At 73.1% G+C, this 15540-nt stretch carries 14 protein-coding genes and 1 riboswitch; of the genes, 2 read left to right on the top strand and 12 right to left on the bottom strand.

Going from position 1 to position 15540, the window contains the following annotated elements; all coding sequences use genetic code 11:
- Window positions 1-8: 8 nt before the first annotated feature.
- On the bottom strand, window positions 9-377 hold the full coding sequence (gene tatA / locus ACT3SP_RS03000) for a Sec-independent protein translocase subunit TatA (RefSeq protein WP_444585749.1): 369 nt from the start codon (window positions 375-377) through the stop codon (window positions 9-11).
- Between the two features lie 132 nt (window positions 378-509).
- Complete coding sequence (locus tag ACT3SP_RS02995; RefSeq protein ID WP_444585748.1) at window positions 510-2528, bottom strand: WYL domain-containing protein; 2019 nt, start codon at window positions 2526-2528, stop codon at window positions 510-512.
- A 67-nt stretch (window positions 2529-2595) separates the two neighbouring features.
- On the opposite strand from ACT3SP_RS02995, the gene ACT3SP_RS02990 reads away from it, so the two are divergent.
- Window positions 2596-3711 carry a DUF3866 family protein gene (locus tag ACT3SP_RS02990; protein ID WP_444585747.1) on the top strand — a complete coding sequence of 372 codons (1116 nt, stop codon included), beginning with the start codon at window positions 2596-2598 and terminating at the stop codon, window positions 3709-3711.
- 30 nt (window positions 3712-3741) lie between these two features.
- Here the strand turns inward: ACT3SP_RS02990 and ACT3SP_RS02985 are convergent, their stop codons facing one another.
- The 8 genes from ACT3SP_RS02985 to fmt form a co-directional block, all read right to left on the bottom strand.
- Window positions 3742-4212: a PH domain-containing protein gene (locus ACT3SP_RS02985; RefSeq protein ID WP_444585746.1), complete on the bottom strand. Its 471-nt coding sequence runs from the start codon at window positions 4210-4212 to the stop codon at window positions 3742-3744.
- A gap of 1 nt (window position 4213) precedes the next feature.
- On the bottom strand, window positions 4214-5071 hold the full coding sequence (gene hisG, locus ACT3SP_RS02980; protein ID WP_444585745.1) for an ATP phosphoribosyltransferase: 858 nt from the start codon (window positions 5069-5071) through the stop codon (window positions 4214-4216).
- A gap of 167 nt (window positions 5072-5238) precedes the next feature.
- Window positions 5239-5502 (bottom strand): phosphoribosyl-ATP diphosphatase, encoded by a 264-nt coding sequence (locus ACT3SP_RS02975; protein ID WP_444585744.1) that lies wholly within the window; start codon window positions 5500-5502, stop codon window positions 5239-5241.
- Between the two features lie 67 nt (window positions 5503-5569).
- Entirely contained in the window at window positions 5570-5842 is a 273-nt protein-coding gene (locus tag ACT3SP_RS02970) for a hypothetical protein (protein ID WP_444585743.1), read from the bottom strand.
- 58 nt (window positions 5843-5900) lie between these two features.
- Window positions 5901-6608 carry a nicotinamide riboside transporter PnuC gene (pnuC, locus tag ACT3SP_RS02965; protein ID WP_444585742.1) on the bottom strand — a complete coding sequence of 236 codons (708 nt, stop codon included), beginning with the start codon at window positions 6606-6608 and terminating at the stop codon, window positions 5901-5903.
- Between the two features lie 88 nt (window positions 6609-6696).
- Window positions 6697-6814: riboswitch (FMN riboswitch) on the bottom strand.
- A gap of 208 nt (window positions 6815-7022) precedes the next feature.
- Complete coding sequence (gene rpe, locus ACT3SP_RS02960; RefSeq protein WP_444585741.1) at window positions 7023-7709, bottom strand: ribulose-phosphate 3-epimerase; 687 nt, start codon at window positions 7707-7709, stop codon at window positions 7023-7025.
- A complete protein-coding gene (locus tag ACT3SP_RS02955) occupies window positions 7706-9316 on the bottom strand; it encodes an RsmB/NOP family class I SAM-dependent RNA methyltransferase (protein ID WP_444585740.1) in 1611 nt (536 codons plus the stop codon). The genes rpe and ACT3SP_RS02955 overlap by 4 nt, the downstream gene beginning before the upstream one ends.
- Window positions 9313-10296 carry a methionyl-tRNA formyltransferase gene (gene fmt / locus ACT3SP_RS02950; RefSeq protein ID WP_444585739.1) on the bottom strand — a complete coding sequence of 328 codons (984 nt, stop codon included), beginning with the start codon at window positions 10294-10296 and terminating at the stop codon, window positions 9313-9315. Before fmt ends, ACT3SP_RS02955 begins: the two co-directional genes overlap by 4 nt.
- Here fmt and ACT3SP_RS02945 point away from each other — a divergent pair.
- Window positions 10295-11590, top strand: a complete 1296-nt coding sequence (locus tag ACT3SP_RS02945; RefSeq protein WP_444585738.1) for an MFS transporter — start codon at window positions 10295-10297, stop codon at window positions 11588-11590. The genes fmt and ACT3SP_RS02945 overlap by 2 nt on opposite strands.
- Window positions 11591-11603: 13 nt before the next feature.
- Here ACT3SP_RS02945 and ACT3SP_RS02940 read toward each other — a convergent pair whose 3' ends face one another.
- Both ACT3SP_RS02940 and ACT3SP_RS02935 read right to left on the bottom strand, forming a co-directional pair.
- Window positions 11604-13223, bottom strand: coding sequence for an SLC13 family permease (locus ACT3SP_RS02940; RefSeq protein WP_444585737.1), 1620 nt, complete (start codon window positions 13221-13223; stop codon window positions 11604-11606).
- Window positions 13224-13429: 206 nt separating this feature from the next.
- Window positions 13430-15535, bottom strand: coding sequence for a primosomal protein N' (locus ACT3SP_RS02935; protein WP_444585920.1), 2106 nt, complete (start codon window positions 15533-15535; stop codon window positions 13430-13432).
- Window positions 15536-15540: the final 5 nt, after the last annotated feature.

Raw genomic sequence — 15540 nt, 5'->3', positions numbered from 1 at the left:
CGGAATGCTCAGTCGCGACGGTAGGAGTCGTCCTCGTCGCGGGCGCGGATCGGCTCGCGATCGAGGTCGCTGTCGGCCTCGTCGCGGGGGTCGTACTCGCGGTCGTCCCCGCGGGGACGGTCCTCGCGGTCGCGGAGGTCCTCGCGGCTGCGACGGTCGGCGTCGTCGCGCGGGCGGGAGGAGCGGACCGGCCGGTCGTCCTCGTCGTCCTCGTCGGCCCCCTTCTCGTCACCGCGCAGCTCCTCGACCTCGCTCTTGAAGATGCGCATCGACTTGCCCATGTTGCGGGCGAGGCCCGGGAGCTTGTTGGCGCCGAACAGGAGGATCACGAGAACGACCAGCAGGATGATCGCCCAGGGGTTGCGGAAGAAGTTCATGGAAGTACCTTTCAACAGCGCCGCGACACGACGCGGGCGCACCTATCATCCCACAGCGGACCGGGCGCCGGACGGGCCGCCACGGCGACGGCCCGGCCCGCCGCACGGCGGGCCGTCCCAGGGTAGCGGCTGCTAGCGGGAGTGACGTTCAGCTCCGCCGCGCGCCACGGTCACGATCGTGTCTCTCAGCTCCTGCGGCGCGAGCACGGCGGCCGCCCCGGCGGACTCCAGCACCGCGTCGACGAGGGGCGCCCGCAGGGGGTCCTCGAGGCGGGCGTAGGTCGCCCCGTCCCCGCCGTCGCGCAGCTCGGCGGCGGCGAAGGACTCGGCGATCCAGTGCCCCGCGGGCTCCAGGCGCAGCCACACCGTGCCCTCGACCCTGCCCGCGAGCGAGGGCCCCTCCCCCGCGTCCGGGCGGCTCATGGGCGTCTCCGGCGGCAGGACCTCGACGATCCGGTCGAGGCGGAAGCGACGCCGGCCACCGGCGAGCTCGCAGTCGGCCAGCAGGTACGAACGAGCCCCGTCGGTCTCGATGCTCAGCGGCCGGATCCGGCGCACGCTCGTGCCCGGCCGGTCGGAGGAGGAGTAGCGGATGGTGATCCGCGAGGCGTCCGTGTCTGCATCTGTGTCGGCGCGCAGGGCCCGGTGCACCGCGGCGAGCACCTCCTCGGCCCGGTCCGCGGTGCGTGCGGCCATCTCGTCGGCCGTGGTCGCCTCGGCGATCTCGGTGCGGGTGGGGACGCGGGGCGCTGCGCCGCCGTCCGGGCCGGGATCCTCCTCGGCGCCGGCCGCACCGGCCAGCAGCTTCGCCCGGGCGGACTCGACGACCTGCTCCGCGGCGCCTGCCGCGGGCTCGAGCGCCGCGAGACCGGCGAGCAGCGCGGTGATCTCGACGGCGCTCAGGCTGAGGGCACGGCGCAGCGGCTCGGCGTTGCGCACCCTCACCGTGCCGTGCTCCCACTCCGCCTCGATGAGGTCCTCCCAGCCGGAGCCCATGTCCCCGCAGACGAACAGCACCTGCAGATCGGTGATCAGCTGCTTCTCCGTGATGCCGAGGGCCTCCGCGAGCTCGGCGAGATCGGCCTCCCCGCGGGAGAGCACATAGGACGCCGCGGAGATCAGGCGGGAGAGGTGATCGCCGCTCTGCGGCGTGACCCGGATCCGCGGAACGGGGCGGGCCACGGCGCTCTCGAGGTCGGAGAGGTCCGCCCCGCCCTCGTGCCCCTGCGCGATCCCGGTGAGCACCTGCACCATCTCCTCGCGCCAGCCCTCGGGCCCCAGCAGCTCGACCCAGCGGATGTCCGCGAGCAGGAGGCGACGGGCGGCGGGCCGCGGCAGGGACGGCAGCTCGAACTGCTCCGCCTCGAGCGCAGCGCCCGCACGGTCCCGCAGCGAGAGCGCCTTGTAGGGTGCGGCGCGCAGCACCGCCGGGGCGCGGTCGTCGCTGTCGAGCATGCTCCCCAGCACCTCGTCGAGGTCGGTGCGCTCGGGACGGGGCTGCGTCGCGGCCGGTCCGTCGGCGGGGAACGACTCGATGCGGGAGGCGCGGAAGACGCGCGGCGCCTCCCGGGCCCGATCCCAGCCGTGGACGTACCAGTGCCCGTCGTGGACCCCCACCACCCACGGCTCGACACGGCGCTCGGTCGGGGCGCCCTGCGTGCCGCGATAGGTGAACCGCACGGACCTCCCGGTGACCACGGCCTCCAGCAGCGGGGTGAGCACCGGCAGCGACTCCACGGCCCCGCGCGGCGTGCGCCGCAGCAGGTCGGGGTCGGCGTCGTGCCCGAGGCTCAGCAGCTTGGCCCGCACCCGTCGCGCCGCTCCCCCGGCCGCCGCGGCGTCCCAGGCGTGGCTCGCCGCGAGCAGCACCGTGTACTCCTCGGTCGTGAGGTCGAGCACCGCCCCGGAGCGCGAGGTGTCGATCCGGTAGTAGACCGTGTTCTCGTCGATCACGTCCCGCTCGGTGCTGAGCGGCAGGCCGAGCTCGAGGATCGCGGCCTTGTCCCGCTCGAACATCCGCTCGGCGGCCTGCTCGGAGACCGCCTCCGCGTAGTCGGGGATCACCCGGAACAGGCGCGCGCGATCGATCCGACGGCGCGAGCCGATCGTCATGATGACGTTGAGCAGTCTCTCCACGTTCTTCGAAGCCACGCCGCCAGACTAGCCGCCCGACGTCGCCGAATCGTCCTGTGCCGCGCCGCGGCTCTAGGCTGACCCCATGCTGCGATGGGAACGGGGAACCGTGAAGAGCGCTCTGGGCTCCTGGCGGGGCGTGGACCGGCTCGAGATCGAGCTCGCGGACGGCGCGGGGACCATCTCCGCGATCGCGTACCGCGAGCTGACCGGTCGCCCGGCCGAGGGCGAGGAAGTGCTGCTGAACACCAACGCCGTGCGACGCGACCTGGGCACCGGCGGCGACGCCATGGTGGTCGCCCGCACGGGCACGCAGCCGGAGACGACCGAGATCACCGGCCACATGGTCAAGGCCCGCTACACCCCGATGCAGACGATGGTCGACGCGATCGACGACCCCGCGGGCGAGCACTACGAGACCGTCCGCGCGGCCGAGGGCATCGACGCGATGCCCGTGGTGGTCGCGGACCTCCACTCGTCCCTGCCCGCGATCATCGCCGGCATCCGGACCGAGCACCGCTCCGCACGCATCGCCTACGTGCACACCGACGCCGCCGCCCTGCCCGCGGCCTACTCCCGCAGCGTCTCGCGGCTGCGGGAAGCGGATCTGCTGACCTCGGTGATCAGTGCGGGCCAGTCCTTCGGCGGGGACCTCGAGGCGGTCACCGTGCATTCCGCGCTGCTGGGGGCCCGGCACGTGGTCGGCGCGGACATCGCGATCGTGATCCAGGGCCCGGGGAATCTCGGCACCGGCACCGGATGGGGCTTCTCCGGGGTGCAGGCGGCGGAGGCGCTCCACGCGGCCTCGGTGCTGGGCGGGGCGCCGATCGCGAGCCTGCGGGTGTCGGGCGCCGACGAGCGCAAGCGCCATCGGGGCCTGTCCCACCACTCCTCGACCGCCTACGGTCGTGCGCTGCTCGCCCCGGTGCACATCCCCGTCCTCCATCGCGACGACTCCAGATACAACGCTTTTCATGAGTCGGTGCGGAAACAGGTGAAAAGCACGATCACGAGGCCGGCGAAGGAGCGCGGGATCCTGCACCGGCTCACCGAGGTGCACGCCACAGGGCTGCGTGACGCGCTCGAGGACATCCCGGTGCGGATGACCACGATGGGACGCACCCTCGCGGAGGACCCGGCCGCCTTCCAGTACGCGGGCCTGGCGGGGCGCTGCGCGGCGTCCTTCCTGCCGCGCGACTGACCGGAGGGGCGGGGAGGGGACCCGCCGCGGTCAGGCCTCGGCGGCCTCGCCCCGCTCGCGCATCAGCCGCTGCAGCAGGTGGGCGTCCGAGATCGCCCGCTCGCCGTCGTAGCGCTGGACGGCGTGCAGGGCCAGGGTCGAGCCGTCGGCGAGATCGAGATGGGCCCAGGGGTCGCCCATCGGGAAGCTGATCCCGAGCACCTCGGGCCATTCGACGGTGCGCACGCGCAGCAGATTGCGCACCTCGAGGACCTGCGGGCGGGCCGTGACCTTCACCGAGGCCTCCAGGTGGCAGAACACCAGGACCAGCAGCCCCACGGCGAGCAGGCCGAGGCGACCGCCGAGCTGGAAGCTGGTGATCATGACCGCGCCGCCGATCATGCCGACCATCACGATCGTGCCGCTGAGATACGCGGCCACCCGCACGGCACGCGGTCGCAGCACGATCGTGGCCCGCTCCTCCCCCTCGGCACGATCGGTCCCGGGGCTCGGCACGGTCATCTCAGATGCGGCAGGCCTGGATCGCGGTGACCAGGATGGCGCGGGCGCCGGCGTCGTAGAGGTCGTCCATCATGCGGTGCGCGGCACGACGGTCCACCATCGCCCGCACCGCGGACCATTCGCCCCCGTGCAGGGGCGAGACCGTCGGGGACTGCAGGCCGGGGGTGATCTCGACCGCCGTCTCCAGCAGCGCGGTGGGGATGTCGTAGTCGAGCATCACGTACTCGCGGGCGACCAGCACGCCGCGGATGCGCCGTTCGAGCACCTCGAGGGCGTGGCCCGCCTCCTCATCGAGCTCGAGGTCCGGGCGGGAGAACAGCACGGACTGGCTGGTCATGATCGCCTCGCCGAAGGGCTCGAGGCCGGCCTGGCGCAAGGTGGTGCCGGTCTCGACGACATCGGCGATGACGTCCGCGACGCCGAGGCGGATGGAGGACTCCACGGCGCCGTCGAGGTGCACGACCTCGGCGCTGATGCCGCGATCGGTGAGATAGTCCTCCACGAGGTTCTCGTAGCTGGTGGCGATGCGGGAGCCCTGCAGCTCCGAGACGTCGCTGCGGGTCCCGGCCGGGGCCGCGAAGCGGAAGGTCGAGCGGGCGAAGCCCAGCGGCAGGATCTCGTCCGCCGGGGTGCGCGAGTCCAGGAGCATGTCCTGGCCGGTGATGCCGACGTCCACGGTGCCCGAGCCCACGTAGACCGCGATGTCGCGCGGACGCAGATGGAACAGCTCCACGCCGTTCTCCTCGTCGACCACGACGAGCTCCTTGGCCGTGCCGCGGCGGCGGTAGCCGGCCTCCTGCAGCAGATCGGCGGCGGGCTCGGACAGAGCCCCCTTGTTGGGGACGGCGATGCGGAGCACGGATCCTCCTCGGCCGCCGGAGCGGCCACGAGACGGGTGGGACAGGTCAGGGACGGTCGGGACGCCGGCACCGCCGGAGCGGAGACCTCGGACGGGACCGGGAGGGCTGACGCGCCGGCGGGCGGCACGGCGACGCGGGCGGGATCCAGGATGCTGGACGGCCTGGCTCAGAGCCGACGGTAGACGTCCTCGAGGGAGATGTCCTTGGCGATCATCATCACCTGGAGGTGGTACAGGAGCTGGCTGATCTCCGTCGCGGCCTCGTCCGTGGACTCGTGCTCGCAGGCCATCCACACCTCGGCGGCCTCCTCCACGATCTTCTTGCCGATCTGATGGACGCCCGCATCGAGCTCCGCGACGGTGCCCGACCCTGCGGGGCGGGTGCGGGCCTTCTCGGTGAGCTCGGCGAACAGCGCTTCGAAATCCTTCACGCCGCCAGGGTACTCGTCGATCGCGCGGCCTGGTCCCCTCGTCTCGCGGACGGGAGCAGGATCATGATCACGGTGAGGGGCGATCCTCGTCCAGTCCGGTGCCCTCCGCCTGCCCGGCGCCCTCCGCCTGTCCCGTGGGCTCCGCCTGCCCCGCGCTCTGCGACGGTCCCGTGCCCTGCGACGGTCCCGCGCCCTGCGGCGGCGCCGAGGGCGATCCCTCCGGCGACCTGCGGCGCACGAGCAGTCCGATGGCGACGCCGATGCCGACGATCACCGCCAGGACGACGAGGACGAGCACGATCAGCAGGACGACGGCCCAGGGGTTCCGGAAGAGGTTCATCCTTCCTTTGTACCTGCCGGTGCGCGGCCGGGGGTCCGTTCCGGGGCATCGCGGGGCATCACTCGCGACGGATCGTCGGGTCCAGGTGCGCGGTCTCGACCGTCACCCGCTGCTCCTCGACGTCGCGGCGGCTGCGCACCCGCCACCACACGAAGAAGCCCACCAGCGTGAATCCGCCGTAGAACAGGTACATCAGTGCGCTCGCGTAGTACCCCGCGCTCCACAGCAGCGGCACGCCCACGATGTCCACGGCCACCCAGATCAGCCAGAACTCGACCCATCCCTTGGCCATCCCGAAGGTCGCCAGCAGGCTGCCCATGAAGATCCAGGCGTCGGCCCAGACGGGCTCGTAGGAGCCGAGCGCACGGAACAGGGGCGTGAGAGCGGCGGTGCCGCCGACCAGGACCACCAGGAGCAGGGCGCGGGTGCCCCAGGAGGCCCATTCGGGTTCCACGGCGGTGCCGCCCGCGTTCCTGGCCTGCCGCCATCGCACCCAGCCGTAGATGCTGGTGGCGATGAACATCACCTGTCGTCCGGCCTGTCCCAGGAGGTCCACGGAATTCGGATTGCCGAACACGGTGCCCATGAACACGGTCAGCAGCAGCAGGTTGCCGACGATGCCGATGGGCCAGGCCCAGACCTTGCGTCGCATGCCGCCGAGGGCGCTGAGCAGTCCGAAGACGTTGCCCAGCACCTCGCGCAGAAGGAGGAACTGTCCGCCCGCGAAGTCGATTCGCGCGTCGAAGAGCCACTGCAGGAAGTCCATGTCGGTCCTTTCTCCGTCGGATGCAGTGGCTCCGGGGAAAAGGGTTCCGGCAGGGCGTCGACGCGCGGAGCGCCCCGAGGACCTGCAGGACGTGCGCCTCTCATCCAGGCTGTACTGTCGGTGCCGGATTTCCACCGGCTCCACCGCAGATGCGGGTCGCGGACTGTCACCGCCGGCTCGGACTTCCACCGACCCCGGAGCACGTCACTGGTCGTGACCGCACCATCCTAGTCCGCGCACCCCGACACCGGTTCCCGGATGAACGAGGGTGACGAGGTCGTCACGACCTCGGGGGCGCCAGCGTGGAACGCGGCGCGGCTCGATGCTGCACGGAACGATCCTGCAGGGAACGATCGTGCAGGGAACGACGCTGCGCAGGTCCGTGCCGCGCTGAGCGGTGCGGGGCGCGCGCGATCAGTGCGGGGCGTGCTCCTGGGCGAGTGCGCGCAGGGCGGAGATCTCCTCGGCCGCGTCCTGGGCGCGGTAGATCGCGGAGCCGGCGACGAAGATGTTCGCCCCGGCCTCCGCGCAGCGCTCGATGGTCTCGCGGCTCACACCGCCGTCGACCTGGATCGACACCTCGAGGTTCGCCTCGCCGATCGCGGCCCGGGCGCGGCGGATCTTGGGGAGCATGGTCTCCAGGAAGCTCTGCCCGCCGAATCCCGGCTCGACGGTCATGATCAGCAGCATGTCGAACTCGCCGATGATGTCGAGGATCGGCTCGACGGCGGTCGCCGGGCGCAGGGCGACCCCGACCTGGGTGTTCTTGCGGCGCAGGTCGCGCGCGAGCTTCACCGGTGCCCGCGCGGCCTCGAGGTGGAAGGTCACCGAGGAGGCCCCGGCCTCCGCGAAGGCGGGGGCCCGGGTGTCGGCCTCGTCGATCATGAGGTGGGCGTCCACCGGGATCGGACTGCGCTCGACGATCTGCTCGACCATCGACGGGCCGAAGGTCAGGTTGGGCACGAAGTGGTTGTCCATCACGTCGACATGGACGCTGTCGGCGGTGGAGATCCGGTCCAGCTCGGTGCCGATGGACATGAAGTCCGCGTCGAGGATGCTGGGGTGGATGTAGTGTCCGTCGGTCGAGTACGGGGTGTTCATGCCGTCGGGGTTCCTTCCTCGGTGGGAGCGGGCTGCCTGCGCAGCAGGTGGATGTACATCGCGTCGGTGCCGTGCACGTGGGGCCACAGCTGCACGGCGGGCCCCTCTCCCAGCTCGAGGTCCTGCTGACGGGAGGACAGGACCCCGGCACGGACGGGGCCCCGGGCGTCGAGCTGCTCGACGTCCTCGCGGGTCTTCAGCACGTCGGCCACGACCAGGCGCGTCTCGGCCAGGTGCGGGGAGCAGGTCACGTAGGCGACGACGCCACCGGGTGCCGCGGCGTCCAGGGCGGAGGCGAGCAGTCCTCGCTGGATGCCGGTGAGCTGGCCGATGTCGCCGGGGGTGCGGCGCCAGCGAGCCTCGGGCCGACGACGCAGGGCGCCCAGCCCCGAGCAGGGGACGTCGACCAGGACGCGGGAGAAGCGTCCGGGCATCTCGGTGCCGATCGCGGTGCCGTCCGCGGTGCGGGTGGCGATCTCGCATCCGGCCTCGCGCAGGGTCGCGACGGCGCGCTCCACGAGCTCGGTGCGGTGGTCCTGGAGCTCGACGGCGAGCAGGTCCGCATCATGGTCCACGGTGAGCCCGCCCAGCAGCGCCGCCTTCCCGCCGGGGCCGGCGCACAGGTCGAGCCAATGGGCGTCGTCGGCGAGCACGAGCTCGTCGGCGCCGAGGGCGAGGGCCAGGGCGGCGAGCTGGCTGCCCTCGTCCTGCACGGCGACGCGGCCCTGCTTGACCAGGTCCATGCCGCCGGGGTCGCCCGAGGGCCAGGACCCGGCGAAGATGCTCAGCCGCCCCTGGCTCCCGCCGTGATCGATGAGCTCGTCGAGGTCGGTCAGGCCCGGCCGCATCACGAGCGACACCGCGGGAGCGGCGTTCTGCGCGGCCAGCAGCTCGTCGATCTCCTCGCGGGAGCGGCCGTGCCCCGCCAGCGCGTCGGACAGGGCGCGCACCACCCAGCGCGGGTGGGAGTGGACGACGGCGAGGTGGCCGATGGGGTCCTTCTCACGGTCCGGCGCCACCTCGTCGATCCATTCCTCGAGGTCCTTCTCCCCCACCCGTCGCAGCACGGCGTTGACGAAGCTCGCGGCGCCGGCGCCGACCTCTGCGCGGGCAAGGGCCACGGTCTCGGAGGTCGCCGCGTGCGGGGCCACGGTCATGTCCAGGAGCTGATAGGCGCCCAGGCGCAGAACGTCCACGAGGGCCGGCTCCACCTCCTCCAGCGGTCGGTCCACGCAGGCGGCGAGGATCGCGTCGAGCCGGCCCTGGGCGCGCAGCGAGCCGTAGAACAGCTCGGTGGTGAAGGCGGCGTCGCGGCCCGAGACCCGGTGGCTGCGCAGCAGGCGCGGGAGCACCAGGTTCGCGTAGGAGTCCTCCTCGCGGACCAGCCGCAGGCCCTCGAAGGCGACCCGGCGGGAGGGGGTCGAGCGGCGGGAGCGCTCGGAGGGGCGGGAGGCGGAGTAGCCGCGGCGGGCTCCTCCCTCGCCGCGGGAGCCCGATCGGGTGCGTCCCCGGTCGTCGCGGCGGTCGTCGCGGCGGTCGCGGCCCTGTCCGTCCCTGCCGCGGCGCCCGCCGTCGGGGCCGCCGCGGCCGCGTCGCTCCTCGCTCATGCGCGCTCTCCGTCCTGCTGCTCGATGTCCTGCTGCTCGGTGTCCTGCTGCTCGGTGGAGAAGGCGGCGTCGGCGTCGAGCGCCGCGCCGCGGGCCCAGTCCGCGGCCCTCATCGGCCGCCTCCCGGCCGGGGCGAGGGTGGACAGGGCGATGACCTCGGTGCCCGTGCCCACGAGCACCTGGCGCCTGGTGGCCTCGATGCGTCCCGGAGGGAGGGGGGCGTGCTCGGGGGCGGGCTCCACGCCGAGGATCTTGGCACGGTCGCCGCCCAGCAGGGTCCATGCCCCGGGCTGCGGGCTCATGCCCCGGATATGGGCGCTGACCTGGTCGGCAGGCAGGGTCCAGTCGATACGGGCCTCGGCGGGGGTGAGCTTCGCGGCGTGGGTGGCGCGCGAGTGGTCCTGCGCAGCGGGGACCGCGGTGCCGTCCTCGAGGGCGTCGAGCACGGAGAGCAGCAGGTCGGCGCCGTCGGCCGCCATCCGTTCGAGCAGCTCCCCGGCGGTCTCGAACGCGCCGATCGCGGTGGTCGCAGAGGCCAGGACGTCCCCGGTGTCCAGGCCCTTCTCGAGACGGAACACGCTCATCCCGGTCTCCCGCTGTCCGGCGAGCACGGCCCGCTGGGCCGGGGCGGCGCCGCGCCACTCGGGCAGCAGGGAGAAGTGCAGGTTCACCCAGCCGTGCCGGGGGATGTCGAGCGCGGACTGCGGCACCAGGTTGCCGTAGGCGACGACGGGGGCGGCGTCGGGAGCGAGGTCCCGGATCTGCTGCTGGACGGACTCCTCGCGCAGCGTGGCCGGGGTGAGCACGGGCAGGCCCTCCTCCTCGGCGAGAGTCCTGACGGGGCTGGGGCGGAGCTTCCGGCCGCGCCCGGTGGGGGCGTCGGCGCGGGTGAGCACGCCGACGACCTCGTGGCGGGAGTCGAGCAGGGTGCGCAGGGAGGGAAGGGCGGCATCGGGGGTGCCGGCGAAGAGCAGTCGCATGATGGTCCGAGTCTACGGGGGCCGTGCCTCGGTCCGGCGCGGGAAGGTCCTACAGTGGCGGCATGTGCTGCTCGTCCCACCACCGCCGCTGATGCGCGAGCAGGGCCCGGCCGGGCACCGGGTCGGCAGTCCCGGCTATCGGCGACTGCTGGTGGCGCTGGTCTGCGCGGGGATCGCCTCCTTCGCGCAGATCTACTCCCCGCAGGGCATGCTGCAGCTGATCGCCGCGGACCTCGGGGTCGGCGCCGAAGGAGCGGCCCTGACCGTCTCGGCCGCGACCGGCGGCCTCGCGCTCGCCGTGGTGCCCTGGTCCTTCGTCGGGGACCGGATCGGGCGCCGCCCCGCCATGGTGATCGCCGTGGTCTCCGCGACCCTGCTCGCGCTGGTCTCCGCCTGGGCCCCGACCTTCGAGCTGATGCTCGCGCTGCGCTTCCTCGAGGGAATGGCGCTGGGCGGCGTGCCCGCCCTCGCCGTGGCCTATCTCGCCGAGGAGGTCGACGACCGCGCCCGGTCGATCGCGGCCGGCTGGTACGTGGCGGGGACCACGGTGGGCGGGCTCGCCGGACGGATGCTCGCCACGCCGGTCGCCGACCTCGGCAGCTGGCGGATGGGCATGACCGCGGTGGCACTGCTGGCCGCGCTCGCCGCCACCAGCTTCGCGCTGCTGGCCCCGCCCGAGCGCCGCTTCGTGCCGACCACGGGCCGCGGCTCGCCCGCGGTCGCGCTGCGTCGGCTCCTGCGCACGCTGCGCGACCCGGGACAGCTTGCCCTGTTCGCCTTCGCCTTCCTGATGATGGGCGGGTTCGTCTCGGTCTACAACTACCTCTCCTTCCATCTCACGGCCCCGCCCTACCTGGTGCCCGCGGCCCTCCTGGGCATGGTGTTCCTCGCCTATCTCGGCGGCACCGTCTCCTCGCCGGTCGCCGGGCGGCTCGCCGCCCGGCACGGCCGTCTGCCGACGATGCTGGCGGGAACGGGGGTCATGCTCGCCGGGCTGCTGCTCACCCTCGCGGGTCCTCTGGTGCTCGTGCTGCTGGGGCTGCTGGTGATGACGGCGGGCTTCTTCGCCGCGCACGCGATCGCGAGCGGCTGGGCGAGCGCGCGGGCCGACGGCGCCCGGTCGCAGGCGACCGGGCTCTACAACCTGGCCTACTACCTGGGCTCGAGCGTTCTCGGCTGGGCCACCGGTCTCGTGTACGAGGGCTCCGGATGGGACGCGACGGTCGCCGTGGTGGCCGCCGCCGCGCTGCTCTCGGCAGGGCTCGTCGTCGCGGCGCTGCGCGGACGCGCGTGACGCGGCGGAGCCGTCAGTAGACCAGGCCGAACACCCACACCGCGAGACTCATCGTGGTGGCGGTGACCAGCACGATCCCGATCAGGTTCAGCCACAGCCCGGCCTTGGCCATCTGCGGGATCGTGACGTAGCCGGAGCCGTAGGCGATCGCATTGGGGGGTGTGGCCACCGGCAGCATGAAGGCACAGGTCGCGGCGATCGCGACCGGGATCGCGAGGAGCATCGGATCGATCCCGATGCCCACCGCCACGGCGGTGGCGACGGGCAGGAACGTCGCGGCGGTGGCGGTGTTCGAGGTCAGCTCGGTGAGGAAGAGGACGCCCGCGGCGACGATGGCGACGATCAGCACCACCGGCAGGCCGCCCACGCCCGCCGTGACCTCCCCGATCCACTCGGTCAGTCCCGAGTCGCTGAACTGGGCGGACAGCGCCAGACCGCCGCCGAACAGCAGCAGCACGCCCCAGGGCAGCTTCACCGCGGACTCCCAGTCCAGCAGGCGCACGCCCCGGGCCGCTCCGGCGGGCAGCAGGAAGAGGGCGAGGCCGATGACCATCGCGATGCCGGCGTCGGAGATCGGCGGGTCCTCGGCCCCCATGGCCTGGGAGATCAGCGGGATGGACACCCACGACACCGCCGCCAGGACGAAGATCGCGAGCACCCGCACCTCGCCCTGGGCGATGGGGCCGAGCTTGCGCCGCTCCTCGCGGATGAGGTCGGTGCCGCCCGGGATCTCGGTGATCTCGGGCTTGTACATCACCTTGGTCAGCACCAGCCAGGCGAGGACCATGAACACGATGGCGATGGGCGCGCCCACCAGCATCCACCGGCCGAATCCGATGGTGACGCCGAACTCCTGGCTCATGTGGGCCGCCAGGAGGGCATTGGGCGGGGTGCCGATGAGGGTCGCGAGGGAACCGATCGAGGCGGCATAGGCGATGCCGAGCATCATCGCGGTCCCGAAGTTCGAGCGGACGGGCGCTGCCGCCTCCCCGCTCCCCTCGTGCTCGGCAGGGTCCTCCAGCCCTTCGATCTCCTCGCCCGCCTCGTGCGCCTCCTTCCTCCGCAGCTGATTGACCAGCAGCAGCACGGACAGACCGATCGGGAGCATCATCACGGCGGTCGCCGTGTTCGACACCCACATGGAGATGAAGCCGGTCGCGGCCATGAACCCGAGGATGAGCAGGGAGGGGCTGGTGCCGATGGTGCCGACGATCGCGAGCGCGATCCGCTTGTGCAGGTTCCAGCGCTGCATGGCCAGCGCCAGCATGAACCCGCCCATGAACAGGAAGATGATGTTGTTGCCGTAGGAGGCGCCGACGTCGTCCACGCCGACCTCGCTGGTCAGGACCGGGAACACGATCAGCGGCACCAGCGCGGTGGCGGGGATCGGTATCGCCTCGGTCATCCACCACACGGCCATCAGCACCGCCGTCGCCGCGGTCAGCTTCGCCGGGTGGGGCACGTCGGCGGGCATGACCAGGTAGACCAGCACCGCGGCCAGCAGACCCAGGCCGAGGCCCAGACGCCGGACGAGGATCGTGCGCCGACCGGCGCCGGGGGCCCGCTCCCCCTCGGAGACGTCGGGTCGCTGCTGGACCCCGTCGTCCGTCGTCTTCTCGGCATCGTGCGCCATCGCTGTCCTCCATCGCATCGTCGCGGTGTCGTCCCGGTGAGCGCTCACCCTATGGCAGGGGGTCCTGCTCCGGCTCCGTTCCGGTAGAAGTCGTCCGGTTCGTCCCCGGGGCGTCCGGACGGGCAGGAGCGACGTGGCGAGGGGCCGACGGAGCGGTGGGTCGCCGCGGCGCTCGGACCACGTCGAAGCTCAGATCACGTCGGGGCTCAGAACACGTCGGGCGGATCCATCCGCACCCGCAGGGAGCCCTTCGCCTTGCGGGCGCTGCGCGCGGCGACCCCGGCCCGCAGCGCCGCCGTGAGCTCGCGCGAGCGCGACGGCTCGATCCTCACCACTGCCCGGGCACGGCCCCCGGCATCGGGTCCTTCGAGGTCCACGGGACCGAAGACGGCCGTGCCGTCCGGCAGCTCCACCGCCTCGAGGAAGCCGCGGCACGCCTCCCGGTCGCCGACGATCTCGGCGACGCGACGGAAGGGCGGAAGGTCCAGCTCGGCGCGGTCCCGCAGCACGCGGTCCAGGAACACCGAGGAGCGGTGGGCGACCAGCTCCCGGATGGCGGGCAGGGTCGCGGTGCCGACCACCAGCACCTCCCCGCCGTCCTCGGCGCTGCGCACCAGGGCGATCGCGTTGCGCCAGCGGCGGATGGCCTCGACATCGGCGTCGAAGGCCGCGCGGCCGAGCATCGCATCGGCGTCCAGGAGCAGGCAGGCGGAGTACCGCGAGGCGGGGGCGGGCTCGGCCCCCGGGGTCGCGACGATGACGGCGCGGTCGGGGACCTCGTCGTCCTCGAGCGCGCCGTGCGCTCCCCCGGCGACCTTGAGCGGCACGTCGGGGAACGCGCGGTGGAGCTCCTCCGCGGTGCGGGCGGACCCGATGACCATGGCGCGCACCTGGGTGCGGTCGCACTCCGGGCAGCGGTACCCGTCCTCCCGACGGCCGCAGACCCGACAGTGGAGGGGACCGCCGCGGCCGGTCAGGGACAGCGGCGCGGAGCAGTGGGGGCACTGGGCACGGGTGCCGCAGAACGTGCAGGCGATCGCGGGCACATACCCGCTGCGGGGCACCTGCACGAGGACGGGACCGTGGGCGAGTCCCCGGCGCAGCACGCGCATCGCCTCCTGCGGGAGGCGGGAGCGGCCCGACGGGCCTTCGCGATCGCGCAGGTACTGGTCCATCGCGACGATCCGCGGGCGGACGACGGTCACCGGGGCGGGAAGGGGCTCGAGGCGGGCGAGGTAGCCGGCCTCGCTGAGCGCACGCAGCGGCACCGACTCGCTCGCGGAGAGGAACAGCAGGGCGCAGCGCTCCTCGGCGGAGCGGCACTGGAGCACGGTGCGGGTGTGCGGGTAGGGGGCTCGGGGCTCCTCGAGCAGGTCGTCCGCCTCGTCCCAGCAGATCGCGAGCGCGAGGTCCTGCACGGGGGCGAAGGCGGCCGAGCGGTTGCCGAGCACGATGCGGGTCGCACCGCGCAGGATGCGGCGGAAGGTGCGATAGCGCTTCTCGGGCCCCTCCGTGCCGGCGAGGATCTCGTGGGCGATGCCGCGCTCGGCGAGGACACGGGAGAGGCGGGCGACGTCGCGCTGGTCCGGGGCGATCACGAGCGCACCCTGGTCGGGGCCGAGGTCACCGATGGCGTCGGCGGCCACGGCGGTCCAGGCGTCGGCGGCGTCGAGGGTGAGCAGGGCGCGGGGCACGGGCCCGGTCGGGCTGCCGGCGCGGGCGAGCAGCGCGGACAGCCCCGCGTAGCGATCTCCCGGCCGGATCATCGGCTCGGACGGCGACGGCTCGGACGAGGACGGCTCAGACGGCGACAGCTCGGACGAGGACCGGTCCGAGGAGGGCGCGACCGACTCGCCCGCAGCGTCCGGATCGTGCTCCTTCTCCTCGAGCTCCTCGTCCTGCTCCTCGCGCTCTCTCTGCTCAGCCTCCCTCTGCTCGGCCTCCTTCTGCTCGGCGGCCCGGTCGGCCTTCTCGGCCCGCGCATGGCGCGGCGGGAGGGCGAGGCGCAGCACGTCGCCGACGGTGCCGGCGCTGCGTGCGGCGACGTCCTCGCACACACGCATCATGGCGGGCGGGACCACGACGTCCTCGGAGACCAGGCGGTGCAGCGGGGCGAGGGCCCGGTCCGTGGTGGGCTCGGCGCGACGCTCGAGCACGATGCCCTCGGTGTCCTTGCCGGAGAACCGAACCCGCACCCGCATGCCGGGGCCGGCGGCCGCCGTCTCCGGGGTGACGGCGTACTCGAAGGGGCGGTCCAGGTGAGGCAGCACGCCCACCAGGCGCACGCTCGCCACCGGCAGCTCGTCCACGATGTCGA

The sequence above is a fragment of the Brachybacterium sp. AOP43-C2-M15 genome (assembly GCF_052446295.1).
Classification (GTDB): Bacteria; Actinomycetota; Actinomycetes; order Actinomycetales; family Dermabacteraceae; genus Brachybacterium.
Note: the sequence above shows the minus strand (reverse complement) of the source record. Positions and strands in the feature narration are given on the sequence as shown.